This is a genomic window from Streptomyces sp. NPDC048584, from assembly GCF_043199595.1.
GTDB lineage: Bacteria > Actinomycetota > Actinomycetes > Streptomycetales > Streptomycetaceae > Streptomyces > Streptomyces edwardsiae.
Genome location: NZ_JBICWF010000011.1, coordinates 246,761 through 269,895, shown reverse-complemented (window position 1 = coordinate 269,895; position 23,135 = coordinate 246,761). Strand labels below are relative to the sequence as shown.

The following is a 23,135-nucleotide window of genomic DNA, read 5'->3' as shown; positions in this document are numbered from 1 at the left end:
AGTCAGTGAGGTACCCAGGAGGTTCACAGTGGGCGCACTCCAGCCGGTCGGTCTCGACGTCAGTCATGGCCTCTTCGTGGAACTCACGGTCTACGCGGAAGAACCGGGAAACCTGAAGGACGCGGCCTTCGGCTGGCTCACAAGCGGTATCCGGGAATACGACCGGCAGTCGGACATCAGCGCACTTCCGAAAAGCATGAAGGTCTCTGCGAAGGGTTTCTCGAGGGTCATCGACACCGTTCCCCGGAAGAACCGGAAAGGCCTCTGGGGACGCATACAAGTCTCCCCCCAGGGGACTTTCAATGTGCTGTACAACCCCTACACCACCGATTCGATCCCCTGGCTGGAACGCCAACTTTCCGAGCAACCTGAATCCGCCGGCGTGAAGATCGGCCGCTTCACAGAGAACGGGGACGTCGGTAATTCCGATATCTCCTTTACCGTCGTCTTCGAGGAAGAAATTCCGGACTATGTGAGGCTCGGTTTCCACGTGGACACCGCGGCTCTGGTCGCTCCCGGGACGACGGTCGCCGAGCACGAGCGTCTGCTGGCCGCGGTGCGCTGGGCCTGCGACCGGTACAAGGTGGTGTTCGGCCACGTCTCGTATCGCCGCAGCGGCGGGGCCACCGAACTGGAGAGCCAGCTGTGCGGCCGACCGAGCGATCCGGTGAGCAACACACCGCAGTGGCGCGCCCTGCTCAGGGGCTACTCATGGCTCATGGTGGTTCCTTCCGAGATCGCCGAACTCCTCGGCGGCACCGAAGCGTTGCGCGAAACGGGAGCCTTCTCGGCTGTCTCGGTCCTGCCGAACGACGCCCTCCTGCTCCAGGCGACGCCCACCTTCCAGCAGTACAGCAGCGAGGCGGTGCAGGCCGTCCACCGCGTGGTGCGCGATGTGCTGGTCCACGGCGACTTCCGCGGCCCGTCGCCGGTGCCGGGTCAGCCGCCGACGAACATGGTGGTTCTCAACGACTGACCGGCAACGGTCACGTGTCGTCATTTCCCGCAGCCCCGAAATTCCGAGAGCTGCGTCTCGGCATGCAACAGAGGAGCGATCAGCTTCGATGGGCCGACTTCCACGACCGGATCACCCTCGGCGTCACCGGTGTTCACACCAAGGGTGCGCTCCGGCTCAGGACCAACGTCCAGCATCGCCCGCTGTTCGTCCTCTTCAGGATGCCTCCGAGAGCTTCAGCCGCTTCGCCTCCTTGTCGGCGGCTGCCCGTGAGGCACGTACGGCAACTCATCCGATCAAAGGCACGGCCTGCTGTTTCCCGCCACTGACCCGTCGTAGCAAGCTCACCCGATCGGACGCCGGACCATGCTTGGACGACAACATGGAGCAGGCCCCTATACGGCGGCCAGGCTTGAGCCCCGCCGTCCATACGTGGTCCGCCTACCCCGAGCCATGGAATCGCATATGCCTTTGACATGATTCGCGCATGTCGAGCAGAGACACGATCCAGTACGCCCCCGACGTGGGTCTCCTCATGATCCCGGGCGACCCGGCGAAGGACTATTCCCCGGGGTTCGCGGTCTTCGACGACTCCGTCCCCGCCCTGCGGGCGTTCATTCTGGACCGGCTGCGGAAGGAGAACATCAGGCCGGCGACGCCCAAGGCGAAGGACGGTACCGTCATACCCGTACGCGTGGGTCTGGTCCCCCGGCCCGACAACGACTACGACACGCGTGCCGTGTCGGTCACCGCCCCGCCCTGCCACGGCGGGTCCGTTCTCGACCGGCACATGGGCTACCTCTACAGCAGCGCGCTGCACGTCACGAGCGAGAGCATCCGCGAGCTCACCGAGGAGACGGGGATGCTCGTCGGCTGTCACGGATGGATAGAGCTCTACGACCTTGAGGACGACAGCCGTTTCTACGACGACGAGGACGAGGACGACGAGGGCGGTGAGGACGAGGACGACGCGGACTGGGAACCCAGCCGCCACGAGCTGGTGTCGTGGACGGAGCAGAAGGCATTCGGGTACGCGGTCGGTTCGGTCCGAGTCCTGCTGCCCGAGCGTCAGACCGTGCGCGCCCTGGTGGACGACTACCTGGCCGCTCACCGGCGGGAGGCCGACCAGTGCACGGAAAGGGGGCCGGTCCCGTCCGGTGTCGAGCGGGACCTGCGCCGGGCGCTCGCCGAACGCCTCGCCGTCCGGCTGCGCACCGGTCTGAGCCATCGCGCCGCCGGCGGGGCCTGGGGCCGGGAGACCGAGCGTGAGCGCGCGCGTCGGCGCCGGGACGCCGAGGCACGGCCGCTCCTGGACGCCTGGGAGGCGTACCGGACCTCGCCGCACGGTTCAGCCCCGTCAGCAGCTACAGCCGGGTGACGGCCGCCGCGCAGCGGTTGATCCCGGAGCTCCACCGCCGGTGGCTCAATGCGAAGCCCGACGACGGGGAGGCGCTCGCCGCGCGGGCCGGCAGCCTGCTGCCGCCGCTCATCGACGACGCGGCGGAGAACTCGTACTACCGGCGAGCGCTGGAGGCGCTCTTCGGCGCGCCCGTCAACCTGGCCGAGCGCGGGCCGTGCCGGCTCTGCGGGCGCTCCGCTCAGTCGGCCCGCCCGGGGCTGTTCTACTGCCACGGCTGCTGTGCCCTGGCGAGGGGCGGGGTGCTGCGGGACACCGGAGTGGACGGGGCGTGGACGGAGGCGATCGTGTACGCGCTGCGCAGGCTGGCGGAGGCCGAGTTCTCCGGGCCGCCGTCCCTCACCCAACTGGACCGCGTCGGAGTTCCCTTCGAGGACCACGCCCTGGTCGACGAGGTGCTGCTCTGCCGTTTCCTGCTGCCGCGCCCCGGCTCCGCGGTACTGAGCGCGCGCCCGCTCCGCCCAGCCCGCACCTGGACGGAGTGGCTGGCGCACGCGGGGCTCCTCACGGACGGGGTGCGCACCTCGTTGGGTACGACGACCAGGGCCACGGACGGGCATCTGTGCCGCTCCCTGTTCGAGCGGCACGTGGACGACTTCCTCCACCACCGGGGCGTGACGCACGAACCGGAGCCCGCCTATCCGCGGCACCCGGAGCTCAACACGACCGGCCTGCGGGCGGACTGGCGCCTGGCGGACGGCACGTTCGTCGAGGCCCTGGGCCTCATGACGCAGGAGGCGTACGCGGCGAAGGTCGCCCGCAAGCGGGAACTGGCCCGCCACCACGGTCTGCGGCTCGTCACCGTCACGGCCGAGGACCTGAACCGCCTGCCGGAGATCTTCGCGGACTGGCTCCCCAAGGGATCGGCCGGCTGAGGCCGGAGAAAGCCGGTTCCGTCGACTCGGAAGAGCCCGAGGCAGCAACACCGACCCATGAACTCAACCATGGCAGGGAACGTCATCGCTCACCGTATGTCGCCCTCACCAGGGCACTGCACATTGCCCTGGTCGTCTGACAGCCAGGTACGGCTACCTGATCTCGTTACCGAGCCGGAGCCCACCTGCCAGTGGTGCGAGACGAAGGAGAATGCGTCATGACTCACCGATCGCGCCCCCGCGTGCACCTACTGACCGGCGGGCCCGACTGGGAACAGCGGCAAGCCACCGTGAAGTCGGTACCGTTCAGCAGACGGCAGAAGGAAGCTCGCAAGCCGCTGCTGGCGCTGTTCAGCCTGAGCGGTCCGCCCATGGGCAAGGACGAGGCGCGGCGCTGGCTGAGCCTGTACCTGCGTCAGGTCGCAGAAGGGCGTCCTCCGTGGATCCAGGAGTGCAGGCGTGAGCGTTGACGCCGCGGCTGAGGAGATCGTCGACGCCGAACTCGTCGAGGGCGGGGAGTTGGTGCCCGCGCAGCCGGCCGGGCGCCCGCTCGTCGATGCACACATGGTGCTGATGCCGGGCGAGGCTATCCCGACCACGGACACTCCGCGCACGGCGTACACGGAGCGGGACCTGTACGTCAGTGAAGGGACCGCTCAGGCCATCAGGGAGGCCGAGGAGGAGGGTTCCCCGCAGCGGCGCACCGCGATGCGGCTGTTCGAGGCATGGTGTGCGGAGCAGGGGAGGGTGGCGAAGCCGTGCACGACGGCGACGTACACCGAGTACGGCCGTCACCTGATGGCGCAGGGCCTGAAGGTCACCACGATCCGGCACTACATGTCCCTGGTCCGTACGTCGATGTTGGCGGGGAAGAAGCCGGACAACAGCCTGTATCTGGCGCTGTTGGCGCAGTACCGGCGGAAGAACAAGCGGGCGCTGCGCAGGAAGGAGGCATTCCCGCTCACGCTGCCGTACCTGGTGCCGATGATGGAGAAGGCGGAGGCGGACGGCCGGCCGATCGGCTGGCGGGATGCGGCGATGTTCGCCTTTGGGTACCGGTTCCTCGGCCGCAGCGCTGAGGACGTCGGCTTGGACCTGGAGGACGTGATGATCCTCGACGATCGGGTGCTGGTGTGGCTCGCCGAGGACAAAACCCACAAGGGCGAGGAGCAGACGATCGCCCTGCATGACCGGGCGGACCTCAACCTGGTGTTTCGGATGCGTCGTTGGGTCGGCTACCTCGAGCAGCAGGACATCACGACCGGGCCCCTGTTCCGGGAGGTTCTGCAGAGTGGAAAGGTCGCGACGCCGGAGACCCGGGCCACGAAGGGGGGCGGGGCCACCAAGCGGGGCATCTACCTGCGCCCGCAGACCGTGAATGACCGGGTGAAGCTGTGGTTCGCGGCGGCCGGGCTGAAGAGCGACGGGCGTCCCGTCTCCTCTCACGGCCTTCGCGCCGGCGGCGCTACCGACCTCGGAGTGAGCGGCGCGACGGACGAGGAACTCTGGGAGGCCGGCCGGTGGAAGAAGGGCTCACCCATCCCCCGTGAGCGGTACGTATGCCCGGTCCAGGACGCCAACCGGGACGTCTTCCAGCGGGTTCCGGTGCACGATCTGGCGGTCGCGGCCGAGGGGTAGTACGCAGGAACGTCCGCCCCGCGCCCTCCGCGCGGTTACGGTGGTCGAGGGGGCCCGGTACTGCATCCCCCGTCGGTACCGGGCCCTTTCCCGCGCCGTCAGGCCCGGCCGCGGAGGCGCGCCCACATGGATGAGCGGGGCTGGGATACCGCTACGACGGCTTGTCCGAACGCTTCGAGGGCCGTCTCAAGCAGGGTGGTGTTCTTGATGTCACCGACGGCCGCAAGCAGTTCGTTCGTCGTCTCGACGACACGCTCCCACGGATGATCACCGCGTTCGGCATACGTCGGCACTGCCCATGCCTACGCCACCACCATCGTCGACCACCTCTCTCAGTGGACGCCCGGACTCCTGCGCATCCACTTCTACAGCGTCATCGCGTGGACCCCGAAGTCGGCGGCTACCTGCTCGACCGTCACGCCCGGGCCGCGATTCCTCGCGACCCGTACGACATCCTCGCGGAACTCTTCCGGAGAGGGCTTGGGCACAGCGACATCCTTCCCACCCGCCCCACAGGGCAAGCCAGTTCAGATGTCACCCGATCGCGCAACAGACCCTTTCTCATGATGTACCGCCAGCAGACGAAGAACCTCCTGGGACCAACGTGCACCGCGCCCAGACACAGTGCCTTGCCCGTGCCGACGGCGGCTGAGCGGCAAGGCCGGACTCGGTCTCTCAGTCCGGTCACCTGCCGCGCAACGACTCTGAGTCGATCAATCCCAGATGCCCGAGTTCAACGGAGCGTAGTCAGCACCAAGTCAGCACGGGACAGGTGGGGACGGGTGATGACGTGGGATTTTAGTCAGCACCAAACCAGCACGGGAGTCAGCACGGCACCGTCAAATCGTGCTGAACTACGCGTCCCGGACGGCACTCGTTTCGACCACCACCGGTTCCCTGAACCGCCTTTCCATGAGTCGGCATGGTGGCCGCGCGCATAGCCCACCCCCGAACTATGTTGCCCCGCCACATGTGCGCCTGACCTGCGGATTCCTACGGTGTGGCGACGCAAACGTCCCCGTCACACACCAGGAAGTGGTGCCGATGTCGTCGCCCGCAACCGCTCCACCAGCCCCGAACAACCTCAAGCGCATCGTCGCAGCGTCCCTCATCGGCACCACCATCGAGTGGTACGACTTCTTCCTCTACGGTTCCGCCGCCGCGCTCGTCTTCAACAAGCTGTTCTTCCCGGACTCCGATCCGCTCGTCGGCACGCTGCTGTCGTTCCTGACGTACGCCGTCGGGTTCGCCGCGCGGCCGCTCGGGGCGCTGGTCTTCGGGCACTACGGGGACCGGCTCGGGCGCAAGAGACTGCTGGTGCTGAGTCTGCTGATGATGGGCGGGGCGACGTTCGCGATCGGGCTGCTGCCCACGCACGCGACCGTCGGAAGTGCCGCGCCCGTGCTGCTCACCGTGCTGCGGCTGGTGCAGGGGTTCGCGCTCGGCGGTGAGTGGGGCGGGGCCGTGCTGCTGGTGTCCGAGCACGGTGACGCCCGGCGGCGCGGGTTCTGGGCCTCGTGGCCGCAGACCGGCGCGCCCGCGGGGCAGTTGCTGGCGACCGGTGTGCTGTCGCTGCTGACCGCCGTGCTGTCGGAGTCGGCGTTCGGGGCGTGGGGCTGGCGGGTCCCGTTCCTGCTGTCCGGGGTGCTGGTGATCGTCGGTCTGTGGATTCGTCTCTCTGTCGACGAGTCGCCGGTGTTCAAGCAGGCGCTGGAGCGGGCCGAGGCCCGCGAGGCGGACGCCGGCCCGGAGCGGATGCCGGTCGTGGCGGTGCTGCGGCACCACTGGCGTGATGTGCTGGTGGCGATGGGTGCCCGGATGGCGGAGAACATCAGCTACTACGTGATCACCGCGTTCATCCTGGTCTACGCGACCACGTCCGCGGGGGTCTCGAAGCAGACCGCGCTCAACGCGGTGCTCATCGCCTCGGCGGTTCACTTCGCCGTCATCCCCGCCTGGGGCGCGCTGTCGGACCGGCTCGGACGGCGTCCGGTGTATCTGATCGGCGCGGTCGGTGTGGGGCTGTGGATGTTCCCGTTCTTCGCGCTGATCGACACCGGTGGTTTCGGTAGCCTGCTGCTGGCGGTGACCGTGGGTCTGGTGCTGCACGGGGCGATGTACGCGCCGCAGGCCGCCTTCTTCTCCGAGATGTTCGCGACCCGGATGCGCTACTCCGGTGCCTCCATCGGCGCCCAGTTCGCCTCGGTCGCGGCGGGCGCTCCGGCACCGCTGATCGCCACCGCGCTGCTGGCGGACTACGGCAGCTCCACCCCGATCGCGCTGTACGTCATCGCGGCGAGTCTGCTGACGGTCGTCGCCGTGGCGGTGGCGAAGGAGACCCGGCACCGGGATCTGGCGGACGTGGCTCCGTCCACCGACGGGGAGCGGTCCGTAGGGAAGACCCCGGCCGCGCGGACCTTCTGATCAGGTACGGCCACGCGGCCCCCGTACGCTGCGCGCGTACGGGGGTCAGGGCTGTGCGGACAGGCGGTGCAGGCGCAGGGCGAGCTGGATCTCCAGGGCGCGGGCGGGGCTCTGCCAGTCGTCGCCGAGGAGACGGCCGACACGCTCCAGTCGCTGGGCGACCGTGTTGACGTGGACGTGGAGTTCGTCCTTGGTGCGGGCCGGGCTCATGCCGCAGGCGAAGTAGGCGTCGAGGGTGCGCAGCAGTTCGGTGCCGCGTCGTCGGTCGTACGCCACGACCTGGCCGATGGTGCGGGTCACGAAGCCGGCGATGTCCCGTTCGCCGGCCAGCAGCAGCCCGAGGAAGCCGAAGTCCTCGGCGGCGGAGCCGTCGCCGGGGCGGCCGAGAAGGCGCAGGGCGTCGAGGCAGCGGCGGGCCTCCGTGTAGGCCGAGGCCACGGTGTCGGGGCGGGCGGTGAGATGTTCGACCGGGGCGGACGCGCCGACGGTGACCGGTTCGTGGACGGCCCCGCCCAGGTCGCGGGCGGTGCGGCGGGCCAGGTCGGTGGCGCTGTCGCCGGCGGTGAGGGGGAGCAGGAGGACGGTGCCGCCGTCGCGGGCGGCGGCGAGGCCCTGCCGGGTGGCCGCGAGGTGGGAGGCGGCGGCCCACAGCCGTCTGCGGGCGTCGGCCTCCTGGTCGGCGTCGGCGGTGCCGCCCTCGAGGCGGGCGGCGAGCACGGCGTGGGTGGCGTCGAGGTCGGCGCCCAGCCGGGCCGCGCGGTCGCGCAGCAGGCGGGGGTCGCGGTCGCGTGCGTCGAGCAGGTCGTCGAGCAGTTCGCCGCGGACCCGCTGTTCGGCCTCGGCGGCGGAGCGGCGGGCGAGCAGCAGCAGTGAGGTGACCATGGCCGCGCGTTCCAGCGTGCGCTGGTCGACGGGGTCGAGGCGGGGGTGGCCGCGCAGGACGAGCGCGCCGAGGAGTTCGTCGCCGGCGGTCACGGCGGCGATCCAGTCGTCCCGGTGCCGTACCGCGTGGCCTTCCGCGCGTGAGGACTCGAGGGCGCCGGTGGGTGCCTCGCCGGCTTCGGTGAACCGCACCGTGCCGTCGAGGACCTGGGAGACGGCGGCGGCCACGTCGTGCACACCGCCGCCGCGCAGGACCAGTTCGGCCAGCCGGTCGTGGACGTCGGATGCGCGCTCGATGACGGCGCTGCGGTCTTTGATGATCTCGTTGGCGTGTTCCAGTCCGGCGAGGGCCGAACGGGTCTCGGCGAGCAGGTTCGCGGTGTCGATGGCGGCCGCGGCGAGGGCGGCGAAGGAACCGAGCAGGGCGATCTGCCCCCGCTCGAAGACCCTGGCCCGCCGGTCCGCGGCGAACAGGACACCGATGACGTGGTGTCCGAGCATCAGCGGCACGCCGAGGATGGCGACGAGTCCCTCGTCCCGCACACCGGTGTCGATGGTGCGGGTGTGCTGGAAGCGTTCGTCGCGGAAGTAGTCCTCGGTGACGTACGGGCGGGCGGTCTGGGCGACCAGGCCGCCGAGCCCCTCCCCCATGCCGAGGCGCAGCTGCTGGAAGCGTGCGGCGACCGAGCCCTCGGTGACCCGCATATGGGTGTCGCCCCTGGCCGGGTCGTTGAGGCTGAGGTAGGCGACGTCGGTGCCGAGCAGGGAGCGGGCGCGCTGGACGATCGCCTGGAGCACGGCGTCCAGGTCGCGCAGGCCCGCGAGGTCGTGGGCGGTCTCGAAGAGGGCGGACAGCTCAGCCTCCCGGCGGCGGCGTCCCTCCAGCTCCGCGCGTACGCGCAGGGCGAGCGACGCGGCCTGCTGGAGCGCGGTGATCCGCTCGGCGGGCAGTCCCTCGGCGCGGGCGAGCAGCACCGGCTGCTCATACGCCTCGACGGAGGCGCCGCGGGCCAGCAGTTCCAGGAACGGCGTCTCGGCGCTGCCGGTGGCGGCGCCGGGCTCGGGGTGTGCCCGGCCCGGCGCTCCGGCAGCGGGGGCGTGACGCTCGTCGGACTGCACGTGATCGCGGGACATGCTCACAGGATCCCTCATCTCGCGGCCGCGCCGTCAGGCCTGTGGACAACCTTCGCCGGACGGCGGCCGGCCGCTGACGTCCGACGGCTCAGTGCGCGGTCCAGCCGCCGTCCAGCACCAGTGAGGTGCCGGTGACGAAGGACGAGTGCGGGCCGCACAGATAGGCCACCGCCTCGGCGACCTCCTCCGGTTCGATGAGCCGTCGTACGGCGCTGTCCCGCAGCATCACCTCGGTCAGCACACGTTCCTCGGGGATGCCGTGGGCCAGCGCCTGGTCGGCTATCTGCTGCTCGACCAGTGGGGTGCGCACATAGGCGGGGTTCACACAGTTGGAGGTGACGCCATGGGGCGCGCCTTCGAGGGCGGTGGTCTTGGACAGTCCCTCGAGGCCGTGTTTGGCGGCCACATAGGCGGACTTATAGGCAGAGGCGCGCAGTCCATGGACCGAGGACACATTGACGATGCGGCCCCAGCCCTGGCCGTACATATGGGGCAGGGCGCCCCGGATGAGCCGGAAGGGGGCCTCCAGCATCACGGTGAGAACCGTGTGGAAGACATCGGGCGGGAACTCCTCGATGGGGCGGACCAACTGGAGGCCGGCGTTGTTGACCAGCACGTCGGTGCCGGCGGCGGCGCGTTCGGCGGCGTCGAGGTCGGTGAGGTCGAGGACGTACGGTACGACGGCGCCCTCGAGGTCCCGGGCCGCCCCGGCGAGCGTCTCCAGTCCCACGGCGTCCCGGTCGACGGCTCTGACCTCGGCCCCGGCGGCCGCCAACCGCAGCGCGCAGGCGCGGCCGATGCCGCCGGCGGCGCCGGTGACGAGGGCGGTGCGGCCACCGAGGTCGAGCGCGGTGGCGTGGAGGGCCGGAAGGGCACGGGGCACGGTCATGTCCCGACCCTAGGCAGCACCCCTGCGGCACCCCATATGGTCAAGCCCTACAGTTCAGCCGATTCCAATGGGGTCGAACCATGTGGGTGCGTCGGACATGGCCTGCTTGATCCGAATGTGCGCGAACTCGTTCAGTTCCGGCAGCGCGTCCACGGCGAACCAGCCGACGTCCAGTGACTCGTCGTCGTTGACCCGTGCCTCGCCGCCGAGGGCACGGCAGCGGAAGGTGATGTCCATGTACTGGCAGACGTCGCCGTTCTCGTACGTCACCGGGTCGAGCGCCTGCACCAGGACGACCCGCTCGACGGCGCAGCGTACGGCGGTCTCCTCCTCGACCTCCCGCACGGCGCAGGCCGCGGGCTGCTCCCCGGGTTCGGGGATGCCGCCGAGCACCGACCACTTGCGAGTGTCGGTCCGGCGGTTCAGCAGGACCCTGCCCTCGTCGTCGAAGACGAGGGCGGTGACTCCGGGGAGCCAGAGCAGCTGGTGACCGGCGGAGGCGCGCAGGGTGCGGATGAAGTCTGGAGTAGCCATGTCCCGACCCTAACGGGCCGGTCAGGGCCCTCCCCCGCACTTCGGGGGGCGTGCGGCGGGCGTACTACCGCACGTCACCGGCGCGTCGCCCGCGCACTCCGGCGGCGGCCCAGCCCAGCCCGCCCGCGGCGACCAGGACGAGGGCGATCTCCGGGAGGATGCCGAGGCGGGTTGCCGGGGTCCGGGAGGTGCGCAGCGGCACCTCCGCCACCAGCGAGTCGGCGACGAACATGCCCGTCCTTCGCGCGATCTCCCCGTCGGGCATGATGACCGCGCTGACCCCGCTGGTCACCGGTACCGTGACGGCGCGGCTGTGCTCCACGGCCCGTACCCGGGACATGGCGAGCTGCTGGTAGGTCATCTCGCTGCGGCCGAAGGTGGCGTTGTTGCTGGGGACCGAGATCAGCTGGGCGCCTGCGGTGACCGTGTCGCGCACCGCCCAGTCGAAGGCGGCCTCGTAGCAGGTGACGAGGCCGACGCCGGCGCCGTTCATCTCGAAGACGCCCGGTTCGGTGCCGCGGCTGAAGTCCTGGCGGACCATCGACGTCCATTCCTCGTTGATCGCCCCCACGAGCGAGCGCAGCGGGAGATATTCGCCGAAGGGCTGGATCTGCCGTTTGTCGTAGGTGTCGACGGGTCCCTTCTCCGGGTCCCACAGGATCTGCTCGTTGAGCAGTCTGCCGTCCCGGTCGACCACGCCGCCGACCGAGATGGGCGCGCCGACGGCCTTGGCGGCCCGGTCGATGACGTCGCGCGCGTCGGCGTTGGCGAAGGGGTCGATGTCGGAGGAGTTCTCCGGCCACAGCACGATGTCGGGCCGCTCGGCCCTGCCGGCCGCGACGTCGGCGGCCAGGCGCTCGGTCTCACGTGCGTGGTAGTCGAGGACGGCGCGCCGCTGGGAGTTGAAGTCCAGGCCGAGCCGGGGCACGTTGCCCTGGATGACGGCGACGGTCGTGGTGCCGGCCTCGGGCTTGTCGCTGACCAGCGACCGGGCGGCGATGGCGCCCAGCAGCGGTACGACGACGCTCAGCGCGCCGACGACGGCGGCGGCCCGCCGCAGGGTTCCGGTGCGCCGGGCGTCGAGGGCGAGGCGGACGATCTCGTGGAGCCCGAAACCGCACAGGACGACGGCGAAGCCCAGGACGGGGGTGCCGCCGAGGGCGGCCAGCGGCAGGAAGACGCCGTCGGCCTGACCGAAGGCGATCTTTCCCCAGGGGAAGCCGTGGAACGGCGCACGCGCGCGTACCGCCTCGCCGGCGATCCACAGGGCCGCCGCCCACACCGGCCATCCGGGGAGTGCGGACACCGCGGCGATACCGGCGCCGACCAGTGCGACGAAGACCGCCTCGATCACCACGAGGGCGATCCACGGGCCGGGGCCGACCTCCACGCCGGTCCACACCAGCAGCGGCAGCAGGAAGCCGAGGCCGAAGAGGTAGCCGAGGCCGAGGGCCGCCTTCCAGCTCCGGCCGCGCAGCAGCCGGGCGAAGACGGCGAAGGCGGGCACCGCCAGCCACCACAGGGTGCGCGGCGGGAAGCTGACATAGAGGAGCAGGCCCGAGAGCGCGGCTGCGGCGGCCGGGACGAGGCGCACGAGCCGTCCGCCCCGCGCGGGGGGCGTGGTCTGCGGCGGCATCGGGTCCGACTCGTCGACGGAAGTTGCGGTGACGGTCACTCCGGGAGTCTACGGCGGGTGACGTGGCGGCCGACAGCACGGTCGACGGGGCGGTGGAAGCCGAAACCTGTCGTCACATCCCCGCACCGTGCACCCATCCTCGCGCGGGGCGGGTTCCAACGGGTTCCGGAGCGGGGGATCAGGGCGCGGGGTCCGGGGCGTGGGGGCGGAGGCGGTCTCGGATGACCCTTACCGCCGCTTCCGCGTCGTCCACCGTCACCGTGAAGGTGTGGCCGTCCCACAGGCGCAGGATGATGCCCTCGCCCCGGCGTACGACGACCGCCGTGCCCTTCTCGGGCCGCCAGCGGTACCCCCAGCCGCCCCAGTGACGGGGCGTGACGTGCGGGGCGAACTCCGCGCCCGCGACATGGGCGAGCGGGATACGGCGGCGGGGCACGCCGATGTGGCCGCAGCGCACCTCCAGATGGTCCTCGTCGACCCGCAGCGCCACGTGCACGAACGCGAGGGTGCCGAAGAGGACGAGCAGTCCGGCGGCGATGCATCCGACAACGGCCATGGCCAGCGGTGCGATGCCCGACTTCCACTGGGAGTCGATGGCCAGCGCGATGCCGAGCGCCAGACAGGCCGCGCCGATCAGCGCGAGAAGCCACTGGAGGCGGTTGGTCGCTCGACCGGTCCAGACCTCGTACGGGGCATGCTCGCCGTGCCGCTGGTCCCTCATGGCTTTGAGGTTACTCAGAATCCGCTCGGCGGGTACCGCGCAGCACGGCGTTACTGAGCCGTCCGGGCGGCGGCGGCCCGCCCCAGCAGTCTGCCCTCCGCGTAGGTGAGGGCGGCCGTGGGCAGCGCACCCTCGCGTCCGCTGAGCAGCACCGTCAGGGTGCCGCTCGCGGCCGCTTCGGGGTCGGGCTGTTCGCCGAGCCGGCGCAGCGCCTGGGCGGCGACGGCTCCGGCGGAGCCGTGCAGGACGAGCGGCGGCCGGCCGGGGCGCTGTACGGCGGCCCGGATGCGCTCGGCGACCAGTTCGTAGTGGGTGCAGCCCAGGACGACGGTCGTGACGTCGTCGGGGGTGAGTTCGGCCGCCGCCGTGACGGCGGCGCCGATCGCCGTCTCGTCGGCCCGCTCCACCGCCTCGGCGAGCCCCCAGCAGGGCACCTCGGCGACGGTGACGCCGTCGGCGAAGTTCTCGATCAGGTCCCGCTGGTAGGGGCTGCCGGTGGTGGCCGGGGTGGCCCAGATGGCCAGCGGTCCGCCGCCGGCCGCGGCCGGCTTGATCGCCGGGACGGTGCCGATGACCGGCAGCACGGGTTCGAGGCGGGCGCGCAGGGCGCTGAGCGCGTGCACCGTGGCGGTGTTGCAGCCGACGATCAGCGCGTCGGGCCGGTGGGCGGCCGCGGCCTCGGCGACAAGGAGGGCGCGCTCGGTGAGGTCCTCCGGTGTCCTGGGCCCCCAGGGCATGCCGTCGGGGTCGAGGGAGAGGACGAGATCGGCGTCGGGGCGCAGACGCCGTACCGCTGCGGTGGCCGCCAGCAGACCGATTCCGGAGTCCATGAGCGCGATCTTCACCCGGCCACGATAGTCGATGGGCGGCCCCTGGCCCCTTGCGTGGGGCAGACTGCGGCGGGTGAGCGCCATTGTGTGGAGTGCCGCCGGATCACTCGCCGCCTGGGGGTGGCTGCTGCTCTGCCAGGGCTTCTTCTGGCGTACGGATGTGCGACTGCCGCCGTCCCGCGACCCGCGGGAGTGGCCCTCGGTGGGTGTGGTGGTCCCCGCGCGGGACGAGGCGGCGGTGCTGCCCGAGAGTTTGCCCTCGCTGCTCGCCCAGGAGTATCCGGGCCGGGCCGAGGTCTTCCTGGTCGACGACGGCAGCACGGACGGCACCGGGGAGCTCGCGCGTGCGCTCGCGCGGCGGCACGGCGGGCTGCCGCTCACGGTGGGCTCGCCGGGTGAACCGCCGGCCGGCTGGACCGGGAAGCTGTGGGCGGTGCGGCACGGTATCGGGCTGGCTCGCGCGCGTGGCCCCGAGTATCTGCTGCTGACGGACGCCGACATCGCGCACGCCCCGGACAGTCTGCGCCGGCTGGTGGCGGCGGCCCGTACCGGAGGGTTCGACGTGGTGTCGCAGATGGCCCGGCTGCGGGTGGAGAGCGTCTGGGAGCGGCTGGTCGTCCCGGCGTTCGTGTACTTCTTCGCCCAGCTGTACCCGTTCCGGCGGATCGGGCGGGCGGGAACCAGGACGGCCGCCGCGGCGGGCGGCTGTGTGCTGCTGCGCGCAGAGGCGGCGGAACGGGCGCGGATCCCGGACGCCGTCCGGCAGGCCCTGATCGACGACGTGGCGCTCGCCCGCGCGGTGAAGGGGAGCGGCGGACGGGTCTGGCTGGGCCTGGCGGACGGGGTGGACAGCGTGCGCCCTTATCCGCGGCTCGCCGATCTGTGGCACATGGTGTCGCGCAGTGCGTACGCGCAGCTGCGGCACAGTCCGCTGCTGCTGGCCGGTACGGTCGCCGGGCTGGCGCTGGTGTATCTGGTGCCGCCGGTCGCGGTGGCCGTGGGCGCGGTGGCGGGGAGCGGGGCCGCGGTGCTCCTCGGCGCGGCGGCGTGGCTGGTGATGTCCGGGACGTACGTCCCGATGCTCCGCTACTACCGGCAGCCGCTGTGGCTCGCTCCCCTGTTGCCGTTCACCGCGTTCCTGTACCTGTTGATGACGGTGGACTCGGCGGTGCTGCATCACCGGGGGCGTGGTGCGGCCTGGAAGGGCCGCACCTACGCGCGTCCGGACGCCGTGCCCGACGAGGGCTGACCGCGTGCGGGTCCCTCACTTGCGGCCGGGGGTCCAGTTCATGCCCCAGCCGTAGGCGTAGTCGACGGTGCGCTGCGGGCTCACCCCGCGCTCGGGGACCAGGTAGCGGGCCTCGCGCTGGACGACGAGGTCGCCGCCGGTGTTGGTGATCAGGGCGAGTGCGCACACGGTCGAGGGAACGGTGCACTCGTCGAGGGAGAAGTCGATCGGTGCGCCGTGCTGCGGCCGGAGCGTGACCGTGGCGTGCAGGTCGGCGAAGGAGCGGGCGCCCTCGTAGATGGTGACGAACACGAGGATGCGCCGGAACCGGTCCTTGTGGTCGAGGTTGACGGTGAGGTTCTCGCCGCTCGACACGGCACCGGTGCGGTCGTCGCCGTCCAGGTGGACGAACGGAGGCTGGTGCAGGGCCCCGAAGGCGTTGCCGAGAGCCTGCACGACACCCTTGCGGCCGTCGGTGAGTTCGTACAGGGCGCACAGGTCGAGGTCGAGGTCGGAGTGCATGGCGACCGGGCGGCCCAGCTTGCCGGCCCAGCCCGAGAACTGCTTGCGGACCTCCCAGTTGAGGTTCACCTGGAGAGCGCCCGAGGTGCCGCCCTGCTTGGTCAGCGAGACGGAGGGGGCCGCCTTGGTGAGTGTCACCTTCGTCAACCGGACCGGTGCGGGAGGTGCGGCCGGCGGGGGCGGCGCGACCGGCATGGTGACCGGCGGTGCCACCGGGGGCGGCGGGGCGGCGGGGGGCGCGGCGGGGCGCTGCGGCTCGTCCACCGTGATGCCGTAGTCGGTGGCGAGGCCCTCGAGTCCGCTGCTGTAGCCCTGGCCGACGGCGCGGAACTTCCAGGCGCCCTGGCGTCGGTAGAACTCGCCGAGGACGAACGCGGTCTCGGTGGTGGCGCCCGTGCTGTCGAAGCGGGCCGCCACGGTGCCGTTCGCCGCGTCCTTGACCTCGATGGACAGATCCGGGACCTGTCCGAACGTGCCGCCGTCGCAGGAGGCGGCCAGGATCACCGTCTCGATACCGGGTTCCACGCGTGTGAGGTCGACCAGCAGCGTGTCGGTGACCCGCCCCCCGGCGTCCCGCTTCCCCTCGTGCCGTACGGCGCCGGAGGCGTGGTGGGGCTGGTTGTAGAAGACGAAGTCGGCGTCGGAGCGGACCTTGCCCGCGGCCAGCAGGAGCGCCGAGGCGTCCGCGTCGGGAATTCCGGGGCCGGAGCGCCGGCCCACTTCCACGCGCAGTGCCGCGGCCGGCACCGGTGTGTTCGACCCCTTCGGCATTGACATGTCCGCCCCCATCACGTGTCACCGCGCCGGGCCAGGTCCCGGCAGTATCCGTCGGTCTTCGTCCGCACAACCTATTCCCCCGCGCGGAGAACTCCCATGGGGAGGGCGCGGGAAGCGGTGGTCAACCGCCGGTAACCGGCCCGGAACTCGGCCTTTACACGAAATACGCCTGCCGATGTGCCCGTTTTCCCCAAGTTCGCTCGTATTGGGGATCCCCAGTCACCGACGGCACGGAAAACAACCCTCTTATCGGTCTCCCCAACCAGCACATCGTGGGCTTAACTTATGGCCATGACCTCCCCCCGCTCCACTTATGGCGGCGGCTACTACTCCGCTGCCTTCCCGGACACCCCGATCTACGACTCGCTCGTCGCCGAGCGGGGCACCCCGCAGATCGCCCCGATCCGGGTGCCCGCCGCGTACGAGGCACCGGTCAGTCATCTGCCCGCCCTCCCCTCGGCGTTGCCCGCCCTCCCGGCGGCTCCGTCCCAGCCGTCCTACGGCTACCCGCAGATGCCGCAGCCCGCCCCGCTGCAGCAGGCGCCCGCCGCGTACATCCCGCAGCAGGCGAGCGCACCGCGCGGCTACCCCGGCCCGCAGCCGCCGCGTCCGGCTCCGCCCGCCGGTTACGAGGCGATGCGCCCCGCGGCTCCGCGGCCGGGTCCCGCTCCCTACCAGGACCCGTACAACAGCCAGCAGTACCGCGGGTACTGAGCCTGCCCGGGGCTGTCGGTGCCCTACGGCACCACGGCCCCGCGGGCGTGCCCGCGCACAGCCGATTCGCCGGACGTCATGAGGCTGCTTCCGGCTGCCCCCGGGGAGGGAATCGGTCGCCCGCCCGCAAGGGCTGGGAACGGGGACGCGCCTCACAGAGCGCCTGCTTCCGCGCTTCGCACAGGACGCCGCCGGTCCACGGACCGGCGGCGTCCTGCTGTCCGCGGCGGGCCCGCGGGCTCGTGCCCGAACACGGGAACCGGGCCGCCGGTTCACGCGTTGGCCTTTTCGTGGGAGATCGGTGACGGGACCTGCGGGGGAAGAGGGTGCGGACCGTGCGAGCGATCAGCGGACTCTGGCGCTGGCGGCACAACCCGTTGCGCCGCGGCACCGACCTGGCCGAGGCCTGGCTGGCGTTCACGACGATGCTGTTCCTCCTCGTCGCCGCCCCGGTCGCCGGGGCCCTCGCGGGAGGCGCCGCCCAGGACGCCCTGCAGCGTTCCGTCCGCGCCCAGCACCAGTCGCGGCACCTGGTGACGGCCACGGTGGTGCGCAGGCTCGACGCGTCCCCGCTGGACTCCGATCCGGAGATCACCGTCGGCGCGGAACCGCGTCACCGCGTGCTGGCACACTGGACCGCGCCGGACGGCACCCGGCGGAGCGGACCGGTGCCGACGCACCTGGGGGACCCCGGCCCCGGCGACCGCGTCCGGATATGGACCGACGGACAGGGGCGCACGGCCGCCCGCCCCCTGGACGCCGCGACGGCCACCACGCACGCGGTGCTGGCCGGTATCGGCGCCGCCCTGGTGACCGCGGCGCTCGTCGAGGGCTGCAGACGGCTGATCGTCGGGAGCATGGTCCGCCGTCGGTACGCCCGTTGGGACTGGGCGTGGGACAACGCGGGCCCGGACTGGGGCAGGACCGGCACCGGCAGCCAGTAGGTGCCGTCCGGACCGGACGGCGGGCGCCCGGCGAGGTGACGGCTCTGGTCAACCCGGCGCCCGTGCGCACGCTACGGTGGTCCGGCCGAACCGATCGGCGGCAGCACGCGCGCGAACGAGCCACGTACGACAAGGTGGGGGCACAGCTACGCCATGGCACAGGGCACGGTCCAGGTGACGCACACCGGCACATCGAGGTGGCGCCGCCGCACGGGTGAGTACGCATCGCTCGCCGCCGCCCTGGAGGCCGCGGCCGAGGGCGACGTCCTCACCGTCGCTCCCGGGACGTACCGGGAGAACCTCGTCGTCCAGCGGGCGGTGACCCTGCGCGGCCCCGAGGGTTCGCCCGGCTCGGTGCGCATCGCGCCCCCGGACGGCGTCCCGCTGACCGTGCGTGCCTCTGCGGTGGTGCAGGACCTGCACGTGGAGGGGCAGGACACCACCGCCCCGGCCCTGCTGGTCGAGGAGGGCACGCCCGAACTGCGGGACATACGCGTGGTCACACGGTCCGCGGCCGGGATCGAGGTACGCGGCGGCGCCCGGCCCACCGTGCGCCGCTGCACGGTCGACAATCCGGCGGGGGCCGGCATCGCCGTACTGGACGGCGGGGGCGGGGTGTTCGAGGACTGCGAGGTGGTCGCCGCCGGTCAGGCGGGCGTCACCGTGCGCGGCGGCGCCCATCCCCGGCTGGAGCGCTGCCGGGTGCACCACGCCTCCGGCTCGGGACTCACCGCGACCGGGGAGAACTCGGCGCTGGAGGCGGTGGGTTGCGAGGTCTACGAGGTGCGGGGCAGCGGGGTGCAGGTGACCTCCCGGGCCACCGCGCACCTCACCGACTGCGATGTGCACCGGACGACCGGGGACGGGGTCACGCTCGACACGGACGCGGTGCTGACGCTGGCCGACTGCCGTATCCACGACATCCCGGAGAACGCGGTCGACCTGCGGTCCCGCTCCGTGCTGACCCTGACCCGCACCAGCGTGCGGCAGTTCGGCCGCAACGGTCTGTCGGTGTGGGACCCGGGCACACGTGTGGACGCCAACCAGTGCGAGATCTTCGACAGCACCGGCGACTACCCGGCGGTGTGGGTGAGCGACGGCGCCACCGCCGTACTGGACTCCTGCCGGGTGCACGACGTGCCGGACGCCCTGTTCGTGCTCGACCGCGGTTCCCGCGCGGACGTCGTCGACAGCGATCTGACGCAGGTCCGCAACACGGCCGTGTCGGTGAGCGACGGTGCCACCGCGCAGCTCGACGACTGCCGCATCCGGGACGCGGCGACAGGCGCCTGGTTCCGCGACCACGGCAGCGGCGGCACCCTCGCCAACTGTTCCCTGGACGGCATACAGACCGGCGTGATCGTCACCAAGGGCGCCGACCCGACCGTCGAGCGCTGCACCGTCGACAACCCCGCCGAAGCCGGCGTCTACGTCTCGGCCGGCGGCCGCGGCACCTTCGTGAACTGCCGGGTCACGGGCAGCGGCGGCTACGGATTCCATGTGATCGACGGCAGCCGTACGACGCTGCGGAAGTGCCGTACGGAGCGCTGCGCGCGCGGTGGTTACGAGTTCGCCGACGGCGACGCGGCGTCCGGCTCGGGCGGCCCCGTCACGGAGGACTGCACCAGCGACGAGAGCGGCAGTCTGCGGGCGGCGTCGCCGGAGCCGGCCGCGGTGCGGACGGTGAGTCACACCACCGGCCTGCTGAGCACGGTCCCCGCCACCCGGCCGGCCGAGCCGGCACCGCCCGCCGCGGTCCCCGAATCGGATCGGGAGACCCGCACCTCCAAGGCCGTGCTGGGTGAACTCGACGCGCTGGTGGGCCTGGAGAGCGTCAAGCGCGAGGTGCGCGCCCTCACCGACATGATCGAGGTGGGCCGGCGCCGGCAGCGGGCCGGGCTGAAAGCGGCGTCGGTCAAGCGGCATCTGGTGTTCACGGGCTCACCCGGCACCGGAAAGACCACCGTGGCCCGGCTGTACGGCGAGATCCTCGCCTCGCTCGGGGTGCTGGAGCAGGGGCATCTGGTCGAGGTGTCCCGGGTCGACCTGGTCGGTGAGCACATCGGCTCGACGGCGATCCGCACGCAGGAGGCGTTCGACAAGGCGCGCGGCGGTGTGCTGTTCATCGACGAGGCGTACGCCCTCTCCCCCGAGGACGCCGGGCGCGACTTCGGCAAGGAGGCCATCGACACGCTGGTGAAGCTGATGGAGGACCAGCGGGACGCGGTGGTGGTGATCGTGGCCGGCTACACGGCCGAGATGGAACGGTTCCTGTCGGTCAACCCCGGCGTGGCGTCCCGTTTCTCGCGGACCATCACGTTCGGCGACTACAACCCCGAGGAGCTGCTGCGGATCGTGCGGCAGCAGGCCGAGGAGCACGAGTACCGGCTGGCACCGGGCGCCGACGAGGCGGTGCTCTCGTACTTCGCCGGGATCCCCAAGGGACCGGCGTTCGGCAACGGGCGCACCGCGCGGCAGACCTTCGAGGCGATGGTCGAGCGGCACGCGAGCCGTGTCGCCCAGCTCGACGAGCCGACCACGGACGATCTGACGCTGCTCTACGCCGAGGATCTGCCCGCACTGCCCTGAGCGTCCCCGGGCTCCCCCGTCCGCCGCGGGGCCGGGAGGTCCGGCCGCAGCCGGGCGAGCAGTCGCCGGCGTTCCTCGGCGAACGCCGGGTCGGCCTGGTAGTCGGAGTGGCCGAGGATCGGCGAGGGCAGCGGATGTGCCTCCGTACGGCCGTAGGCGAGGGGGTCCTGGAGCGGGGGGCGGTCCACGGCCGGGCCGCAGTCGCCGGGCAGCCGCATCGGGCCGCCGATCGGGTCGGTGCGCCGGTGGAGGTTGCGCCAGCAGTCGACCTCCTGGTGCAGGGAGGTGAGCGCGTCCGGTCCGAAGTGGGCCGGGAACCAGCGGCCGTACAGCCGCTCCAGCGGTGAGCCGTAGGTCAGCAGGGCGACGCGCCTGCGGGTGGACGGCGCGAGCTGCCAGGCCGCGGCGGCTGCGAGGACGCTGCCCTGGGAGTGGCCGGAGAGCACCAGGCGTCCGCCGGTGGCCCGGGTCCAGGTGGCGATCCGCCAGGTCAGGTCGGGCACGGCGCGCTCGGCGTAGCAGGGCGGCGCGAAGGGGTGGGCGGCGCGCGGCCAGAAGGTGCCGACGTCCCACAGGATGCCGATGGTGCGCCGCGCGGAGGCGTCCTTGTAGGCGCGGCGGCCCCAGGTGACGAAGAGGACGAAGCCGAGTCCTATCAGCCACGAGCCCAGCGCCTGCGCGGTCTCGGCGGCGCCGTGGACGACGGCGTACGAGCCGCGTGCCGCCTCGCCGGGTGTCCGGTCGGTGGCGAGGGCGCCGACGAGGGCGCCGGCGCCGAGCAGCAGGGTGGCCGTGGAGGTGACGGCGAGGATGCGCGGTCCGCGGTCGGTGAGCGCGGCCATGGCGCGCACGGAGGCGATACGGCGGGTACGGCCGGGGTCGCCCGCCTCGTCCGGGTACTCGCGCTCCACGGCGGCCCGTTCCACGCGGGCCATCGCCCAGGCGCGGCGGGCGAGCCAGGCGCACAGCGCGAGCAGCAGCAGGAGCAGCGGCGGGATCACGGATGCCTGCCAGGTGAGCAGTACCGGCGGTCCGGGGATCGAGGTCCCGGTGCCGTCCAGCCAGTCGGAGACCCGCTGGGAGACGCCGCCGGACATCACGCCGCCCAGCGCGCAGGCGAGCATGGCGACGGCCGGACCGGCCAGGCCCCGGATCGCGGCGCGCCGGTCGGGGTCGGTGCGGTGCAGGGCGTGGGCGACGCCGGCGAGCACGATCACCAGCAGGCCCTGGACGAGGGCGAGGGCGCCGAAGGTGGTGTCGCCCGGCAGCCTGCCCGCCGACTCCCAGCCGGGCCGGTCCCAGCCGGCGTAAAGAAGGGTGAGGGCGAGCAGGACCAGCGCGGCGAGCGGCAGGTACCGCACCGGACGCCGGTCGACTCCGTCGTCGAGGCGGCGTTCGGCGCGGCCCCGGCGGCACACCACCCACACGACGGCGCACGCGCCCGCGACGAGCGCCGTCTCCAGGGCCGCGCCGAGAACGGCCAGGACGGCGGGGCCGCCCGGCTCGCGGTCGTGGCGGGTGGCGGCGGAGCCGACGGCGGCGGCGACGGTGAGCAGTCCGGCGGCGGTGTGCGCGGCGCGCAGCCGGGCCACCAGGCGTCGGCCGTACCAGAATCCGGGGCGGCCCAGCGCGGTGGGGCCCCCGTCCTCCTCGGGTTCGGCGTCGTGGGTCAGCGGCTGCTGGGACTCGTACGCGCTCCAGGTGCGCAGGGACAGGAACCACAGCAGACCGGTCAGGGCGGCGGGCACGAGGGCCGCGAGCGCGAGCCGGCGTCCGGGCGTGGTCCACCAGCCGCCGTCGGAGAGGCCGGGCGAGAGGAAGCCGAGCCAGGAGTGCCGTTCGGCGCACGCGTGGGTGCCCGCGCACTGCCAGGCGGCCAGGTCGAGGGCGACCTCGCAGGCGGCCGCGACGAACAGCACCGTCAGGCTGAGTCCGGCGAGCCGCACCAGCAGCCCGTACAGCCGGACGGTGCGCCGGCGGCCGTGGGCGGTGGGGCGCATCCAGTGGGCGAGGTTGACCACCATGAAGGGGAGCAGCAGCAGCCACAGCGCGCGGGTGCCGTTCCCGGAGGTGAGGTTGCACCAGACGTAGGCCTCGGGGACGGGCCCCTCGCGTGACGCGGCGGGCCGGTGCTCCGCGTCGGCGTCGGCGGCGCGGCGGAACACGGCGGCGATGTCGTCGCCGGTGACCCGGACCGTGCGCGGGTCGTCGAGCATCTCCTCGGGGGTGGTGCCGCCCACCCCGTGGACCAGGAGTTCCAGGGCGGTCCCGGTCTCCGCGCCCGTCGTGGCGGGGCTGCCGTCACCGTCGGCCGGTCTGTCCTGCTGTGCGCTCTTCACCGGTTCGCACCTCCCCCGTGACGACCCGTCGGCTCCGTCCGTGCGTGCACAGGATCGCCCGTGCCGGTACGGCTCACACCTCTCGTC

20 protein-coding genes are annotated in these 23,135 nt (G+C 72.1%); 10 read left to right on the top strand and 10 right to left on the bottom strand.

What is annotated here, in order from left to right; all coding sequences use genetic code 11:
* Positions 1-28 precede the first annotated feature (28 nt).
* From ACGFR9_RS24935 to ACGFR9_RS24915, 5 genes are all read left to right on the top strand, one after another.
* Positions 29-976 carry a hypothetical protein gene (locus ACGFR9_RS24935; protein ID WP_393212298.1) on the top strand — a complete coding sequence of 316 codons (948 nt, stop codon included), beginning with the start codon at positions 29-31 and terminating at the stop codon, positions 974-976.
* Between the two features lie 466 nt (positions 977-1,442).
* Positions 1,443-2,333 (top strand): hypothetical protein, encoded by an 891-nt coding sequence (locus tag ACGFR9_RS24930; protein ID WP_393212296.1) that lies wholly within the window; start codon positions 1,443-1,445, stop codon positions 2,331-2,333.
* The gene (locus ACGFR9_RS24925) at positions 2,330-3,247 is read left to right on the top strand and encodes a hypothetical protein (RefSeq protein WP_393212294.1); all 918 of its coding nucleotides are present in this window, start codon (positions 2,330-2,332) and stop codon (positions 3,245-3,247) included. The genes ACGFR9_RS24930 and ACGFR9_RS24925 overlap by 4 nt, the downstream gene beginning before the upstream one ends.
* Before the next feature lie 218 nt (positions 3,248-3,465).
* Positions 3,466-3,717, top strand: coding sequence for a hypothetical protein (locus ACGFR9_RS24920; protein WP_393212292.1), 252 nt, complete (start codon positions 3,466-3,468; stop codon positions 3,715-3,717).
* Positions 3,707-4,885, top strand: a complete 1,179-nt coding sequence (locus ACGFR9_RS24915) for a tyrosine-type recombinase/integrase (RefSeq protein WP_393212290.1) — start codon at positions 3,707-3,709, stop codon at positions 4,883-4,885. Before ACGFR9_RS24920 ends, ACGFR9_RS24915 begins: the two co-directional genes overlap by 11 nt.
* 98 nt (positions 4,886-4,983) lie before the next feature.
* Here ACGFR9_RS24915 and ACGFR9_RS24910 read toward each other — a convergent pair whose 3' ends face one another.
* Together ACGFR9_RS24910 and ACGFR9_RS24905 are read right to left on the bottom strand one after the other, a co-directional pair.
* Complete coding sequence (locus tag ACGFR9_RS24910; protein WP_393212288.1) at positions 4,984-5,178, bottom strand: hypothetical protein; 195 nt, start codon at positions 5,176-5,178, stop codon at positions 4,984-4,986.
* Positions 5,179-5,250: 72 nt separating this feature from the next.
* The gene (locus ACGFR9_RS24905) at positions 5,251-5,373 is read right to left on the bottom strand and encodes a hypothetical protein (protein WP_393212286.1); all 123 of its coding nucleotides are present in this window, start codon (positions 5,371-5,373) and stop codon (positions 5,251-5,253) included.
* A gap of 556 nt (positions 5,374-5,929) precedes the next feature.
* Between ACGFR9_RS24905 and ACGFR9_RS24900 the strand changes: the two genes are divergently transcribed.
* A complete protein-coding gene (locus ACGFR9_RS24900) occupies positions 5,930-7,309 on the top strand; it encodes an MFS transporter (protein WP_393212284.1) in 1,380 nt (459 codons plus the stop codon).
* 45 nt (positions 7,310-7,354) lie between these two features.
* On the opposite strand, the gene ACGFR9_RS24895 is transcribed toward ACGFR9_RS24900, so the two are convergent.
* The 6 genes from ACGFR9_RS24895 to ACGFR9_RS24870 form a co-directional block, all read right to left on the bottom strand.
* Positions 7,355-9,325: a helix-turn-helix domain-containing protein gene (locus ACGFR9_RS24895; protein WP_393212282.1), complete on the bottom strand. Its 1,971-nt coding sequence runs from the start codon at positions 9,323-9,325 to the stop codon at positions 7,355-7,357.
* A gap of 88 nt (positions 9,326-9,413) precedes the next feature.
* Entirely contained in the window at positions 9,414-10,214 is an 801-nt protein-coding gene (locus tag ACGFR9_RS24890; protein ID WP_393212280.1) for a 3-hydroxybutyrate dehydrogenase, read from the bottom strand.
* Between the two features lie 54 nt (positions 10,215-10,268).
* Positions 10,269-10,748 (bottom strand): NUDIX domain-containing protein, encoded by a 480-nt coding sequence (locus tag ACGFR9_RS24885; protein ID WP_393212278.1) that lies wholly within the window; start codon positions 10,746-10,748, stop codon positions 10,269-10,271.
* Between the two features lie 64 nt (positions 10,749-10,812).
* Entirely contained in the window at positions 10,813-12,423 is a 1,611-nt protein-coding gene (gene lnt / locus ACGFR9_RS24880; RefSeq protein ID WP_393212276.1) for an apolipoprotein N-acyltransferase, read from the bottom strand.
* Positions 12,424-12,562: 139 nt separating this feature from the next.
* Positions 12,563-13,105, bottom strand: a complete 543-nt coding sequence (locus ACGFR9_RS24875) for a hypothetical protein (RefSeq protein ID WP_030225840.1) — start codon at positions 13,103-13,105, stop codon at positions 12,563-12,565.
* 50 nt (positions 13,106-13,155) lie between these two features.
* The gene (locus ACGFR9_RS24870; RefSeq protein ID WP_393212274.1) at positions 13,156-13,950 is read right to left on the bottom strand and encodes a glutamate racemase; all 795 of its coding nucleotides are present in this window, start codon (positions 13,948-13,950) and stop codon (positions 13,156-13,158) included.
* A 16-nt stretch (positions 13,951-13,966) separates the two neighbouring features.
* Between ACGFR9_RS24870 and ACGFR9_RS24865 the strand changes: the two genes are divergently transcribed.
* Complete coding sequence (locus ACGFR9_RS24865; protein ID WP_393212272.1) at positions 13,967-15,184, top strand: glycosyltransferase; 1,218 nt, start codon at positions 13,967-13,969, stop codon at positions 15,182-15,184.
* A gap of 15 nt (positions 15,185-15,199) precedes the next feature.
* On the opposite strand, the gene ACGFR9_RS24860 is transcribed toward ACGFR9_RS24865, so the two are convergent.
* Positions 15,200-16,456 (bottom strand): TerD family protein, encoded by a 1,257-nt coding sequence (locus ACGFR9_RS24860; protein WP_393212320.1) that lies wholly within the window; start codon positions 16,454-16,456, stop codon positions 15,200-15,202.
* A 297-nt stretch (positions 16,457-16,753) separates the two neighbouring features.
* Here ACGFR9_RS24860 and ACGFR9_RS24855 point away from each other — a divergent pair, with 297 nt between their 5' ends.
* The 3 genes from ACGFR9_RS24855 to ACGFR9_RS24845 all read left to right on the top strand — a co-directional run bounded on the left by ACGFR9_RS24855 (position 16,754) and on the right by ACGFR9_RS24845 (position 20,709).
* Positions 16,754-17,176 carry a DUF6643 family protein gene (locus ACGFR9_RS24855; RefSeq protein ID WP_311640649.1) on the top strand — a complete coding sequence of 141 codons (423 nt, stop codon included), beginning with the start codon at positions 16,754-16,756 and terminating at the stop codon, positions 17,174-17,176.
* Between the two features lie 335 nt (positions 17,177-17,511).
* Positions 17,512-18,120 carry a hypothetical protein gene (locus ACGFR9_RS24850; RefSeq protein WP_393212270.1) on the top strand — a complete coding sequence of 203 codons (609 nt, stop codon included), beginning with the start codon at positions 17,512-17,514 and terminating at the stop codon, positions 18,118-18,120.
* A 153-nt stretch (positions 18,121-18,273) separates the two neighbouring features.
* Positions 18,274-20,709 carry a right-handed parallel beta-helix repeat-containing protein gene (locus ACGFR9_RS24845; protein ID WP_393212268.1) on the top strand — a complete coding sequence of 812 codons (2,436 nt, stop codon included), beginning with the start codon at positions 18,274-18,276 and terminating at the stop codon, positions 20,707-20,709.
* Here ACGFR9_RS24845 and ACGFR9_RS24840 read toward each other — a convergent pair.
* Complete coding sequence (locus ACGFR9_RS24840; RefSeq protein ID WP_393212266.1) at positions 20,679-23,048, bottom strand: hypothetical protein; 2,370 nt, start codon at positions 23,046-23,048, stop codon at positions 20,679-20,681. The genes ACGFR9_RS24845 and ACGFR9_RS24840 overlap by 31 nt on opposite strands.
* Between the last annotated feature and the right edge of the window lie 87 nt (positions 23,049-23,135).

Excerpts from the sequence above, each read along its gene's own strand:
- ACGFR9_RS24930 (WP_393212296.1), top strand. The coding sequence starts at position 1,443 with ATGTCGAGCAGAGACACGATCCAGTACGCCCCCGACGTGGGTCTCCTC.
- ACGFR9_RS24920 (WP_393212292.1), top strand. The coding sequence starts at position 3,466 with ATGACTCACCGATCGCGCCCCCGCGTGCACCTACTGACCGGCGGGCCC.
- ACGFR9_RS24900 (WP_393212284.1), top strand. The coding sequence starts at position 5,930 with ATGTCGTCGCCCGCAACCGCTCCACCAGCCCCGAACAACCTCAAGCGC.
- ACGFR9_RS24895 (WP_393212282.1), bottom strand. The coding sequence starts at position 9,325 with ATGTCCCGCGATCACGTGCAGTCCGACGAGCGTCACGCCCCCGCTGCC.
- ACGFR9_RS24890 (WP_393212280.1), bottom strand. The coding sequence starts at position 10,214 with ATGACCGTGCCCCGTGCCCTTCCGGCCCTCCACGCCACCGCGCTCGAC.
- ACGFR9_RS24885 (WP_393212278.1), bottom strand. The coding sequence starts at position 10,748 with ATGGCTACTCCAGACTTCATCCGCACCCTGCGCGCCTCCGCCGGTCAC.
- ACGFR9_RS24875 (WP_030225840.1), bottom strand. The coding sequence starts at position 13,105 with ATGAGGGACCAGCGGCACGGCGAGCATGCCCCGTACGAGGTCTGGACC.
- ACGFR9_RS24865 (WP_393212272.1), top strand. The coding sequence starts at position 13,967 with ATGGGCGGCCCCTGGCCCCTTGCGTGGGGCAGACTGCGGCGGGTGAGC.
- ACGFR9_RS24860 (WP_393212320.1), bottom strand. The coding sequence starts at position 16,456 with ATGCCGAAGGGGTCGAACACACCGGTGCCGGCCGCGGCACTGCGCGTG.
- ACGFR9_RS24855 (WP_311640649.1), top strand. The coding sequence starts at position 16,754 with ATGACCTCCCCCCGCTCCACTTATGGCGGCGGCTACTACTCCGCTGCC.
- ACGFR9_RS24845 (WP_393212268.1), top strand. The coding sequence starts at position 18,274 with ATGGCACAGGGCACGGTCCAGGTGACGCACACCGGCACATCGAGGTGG.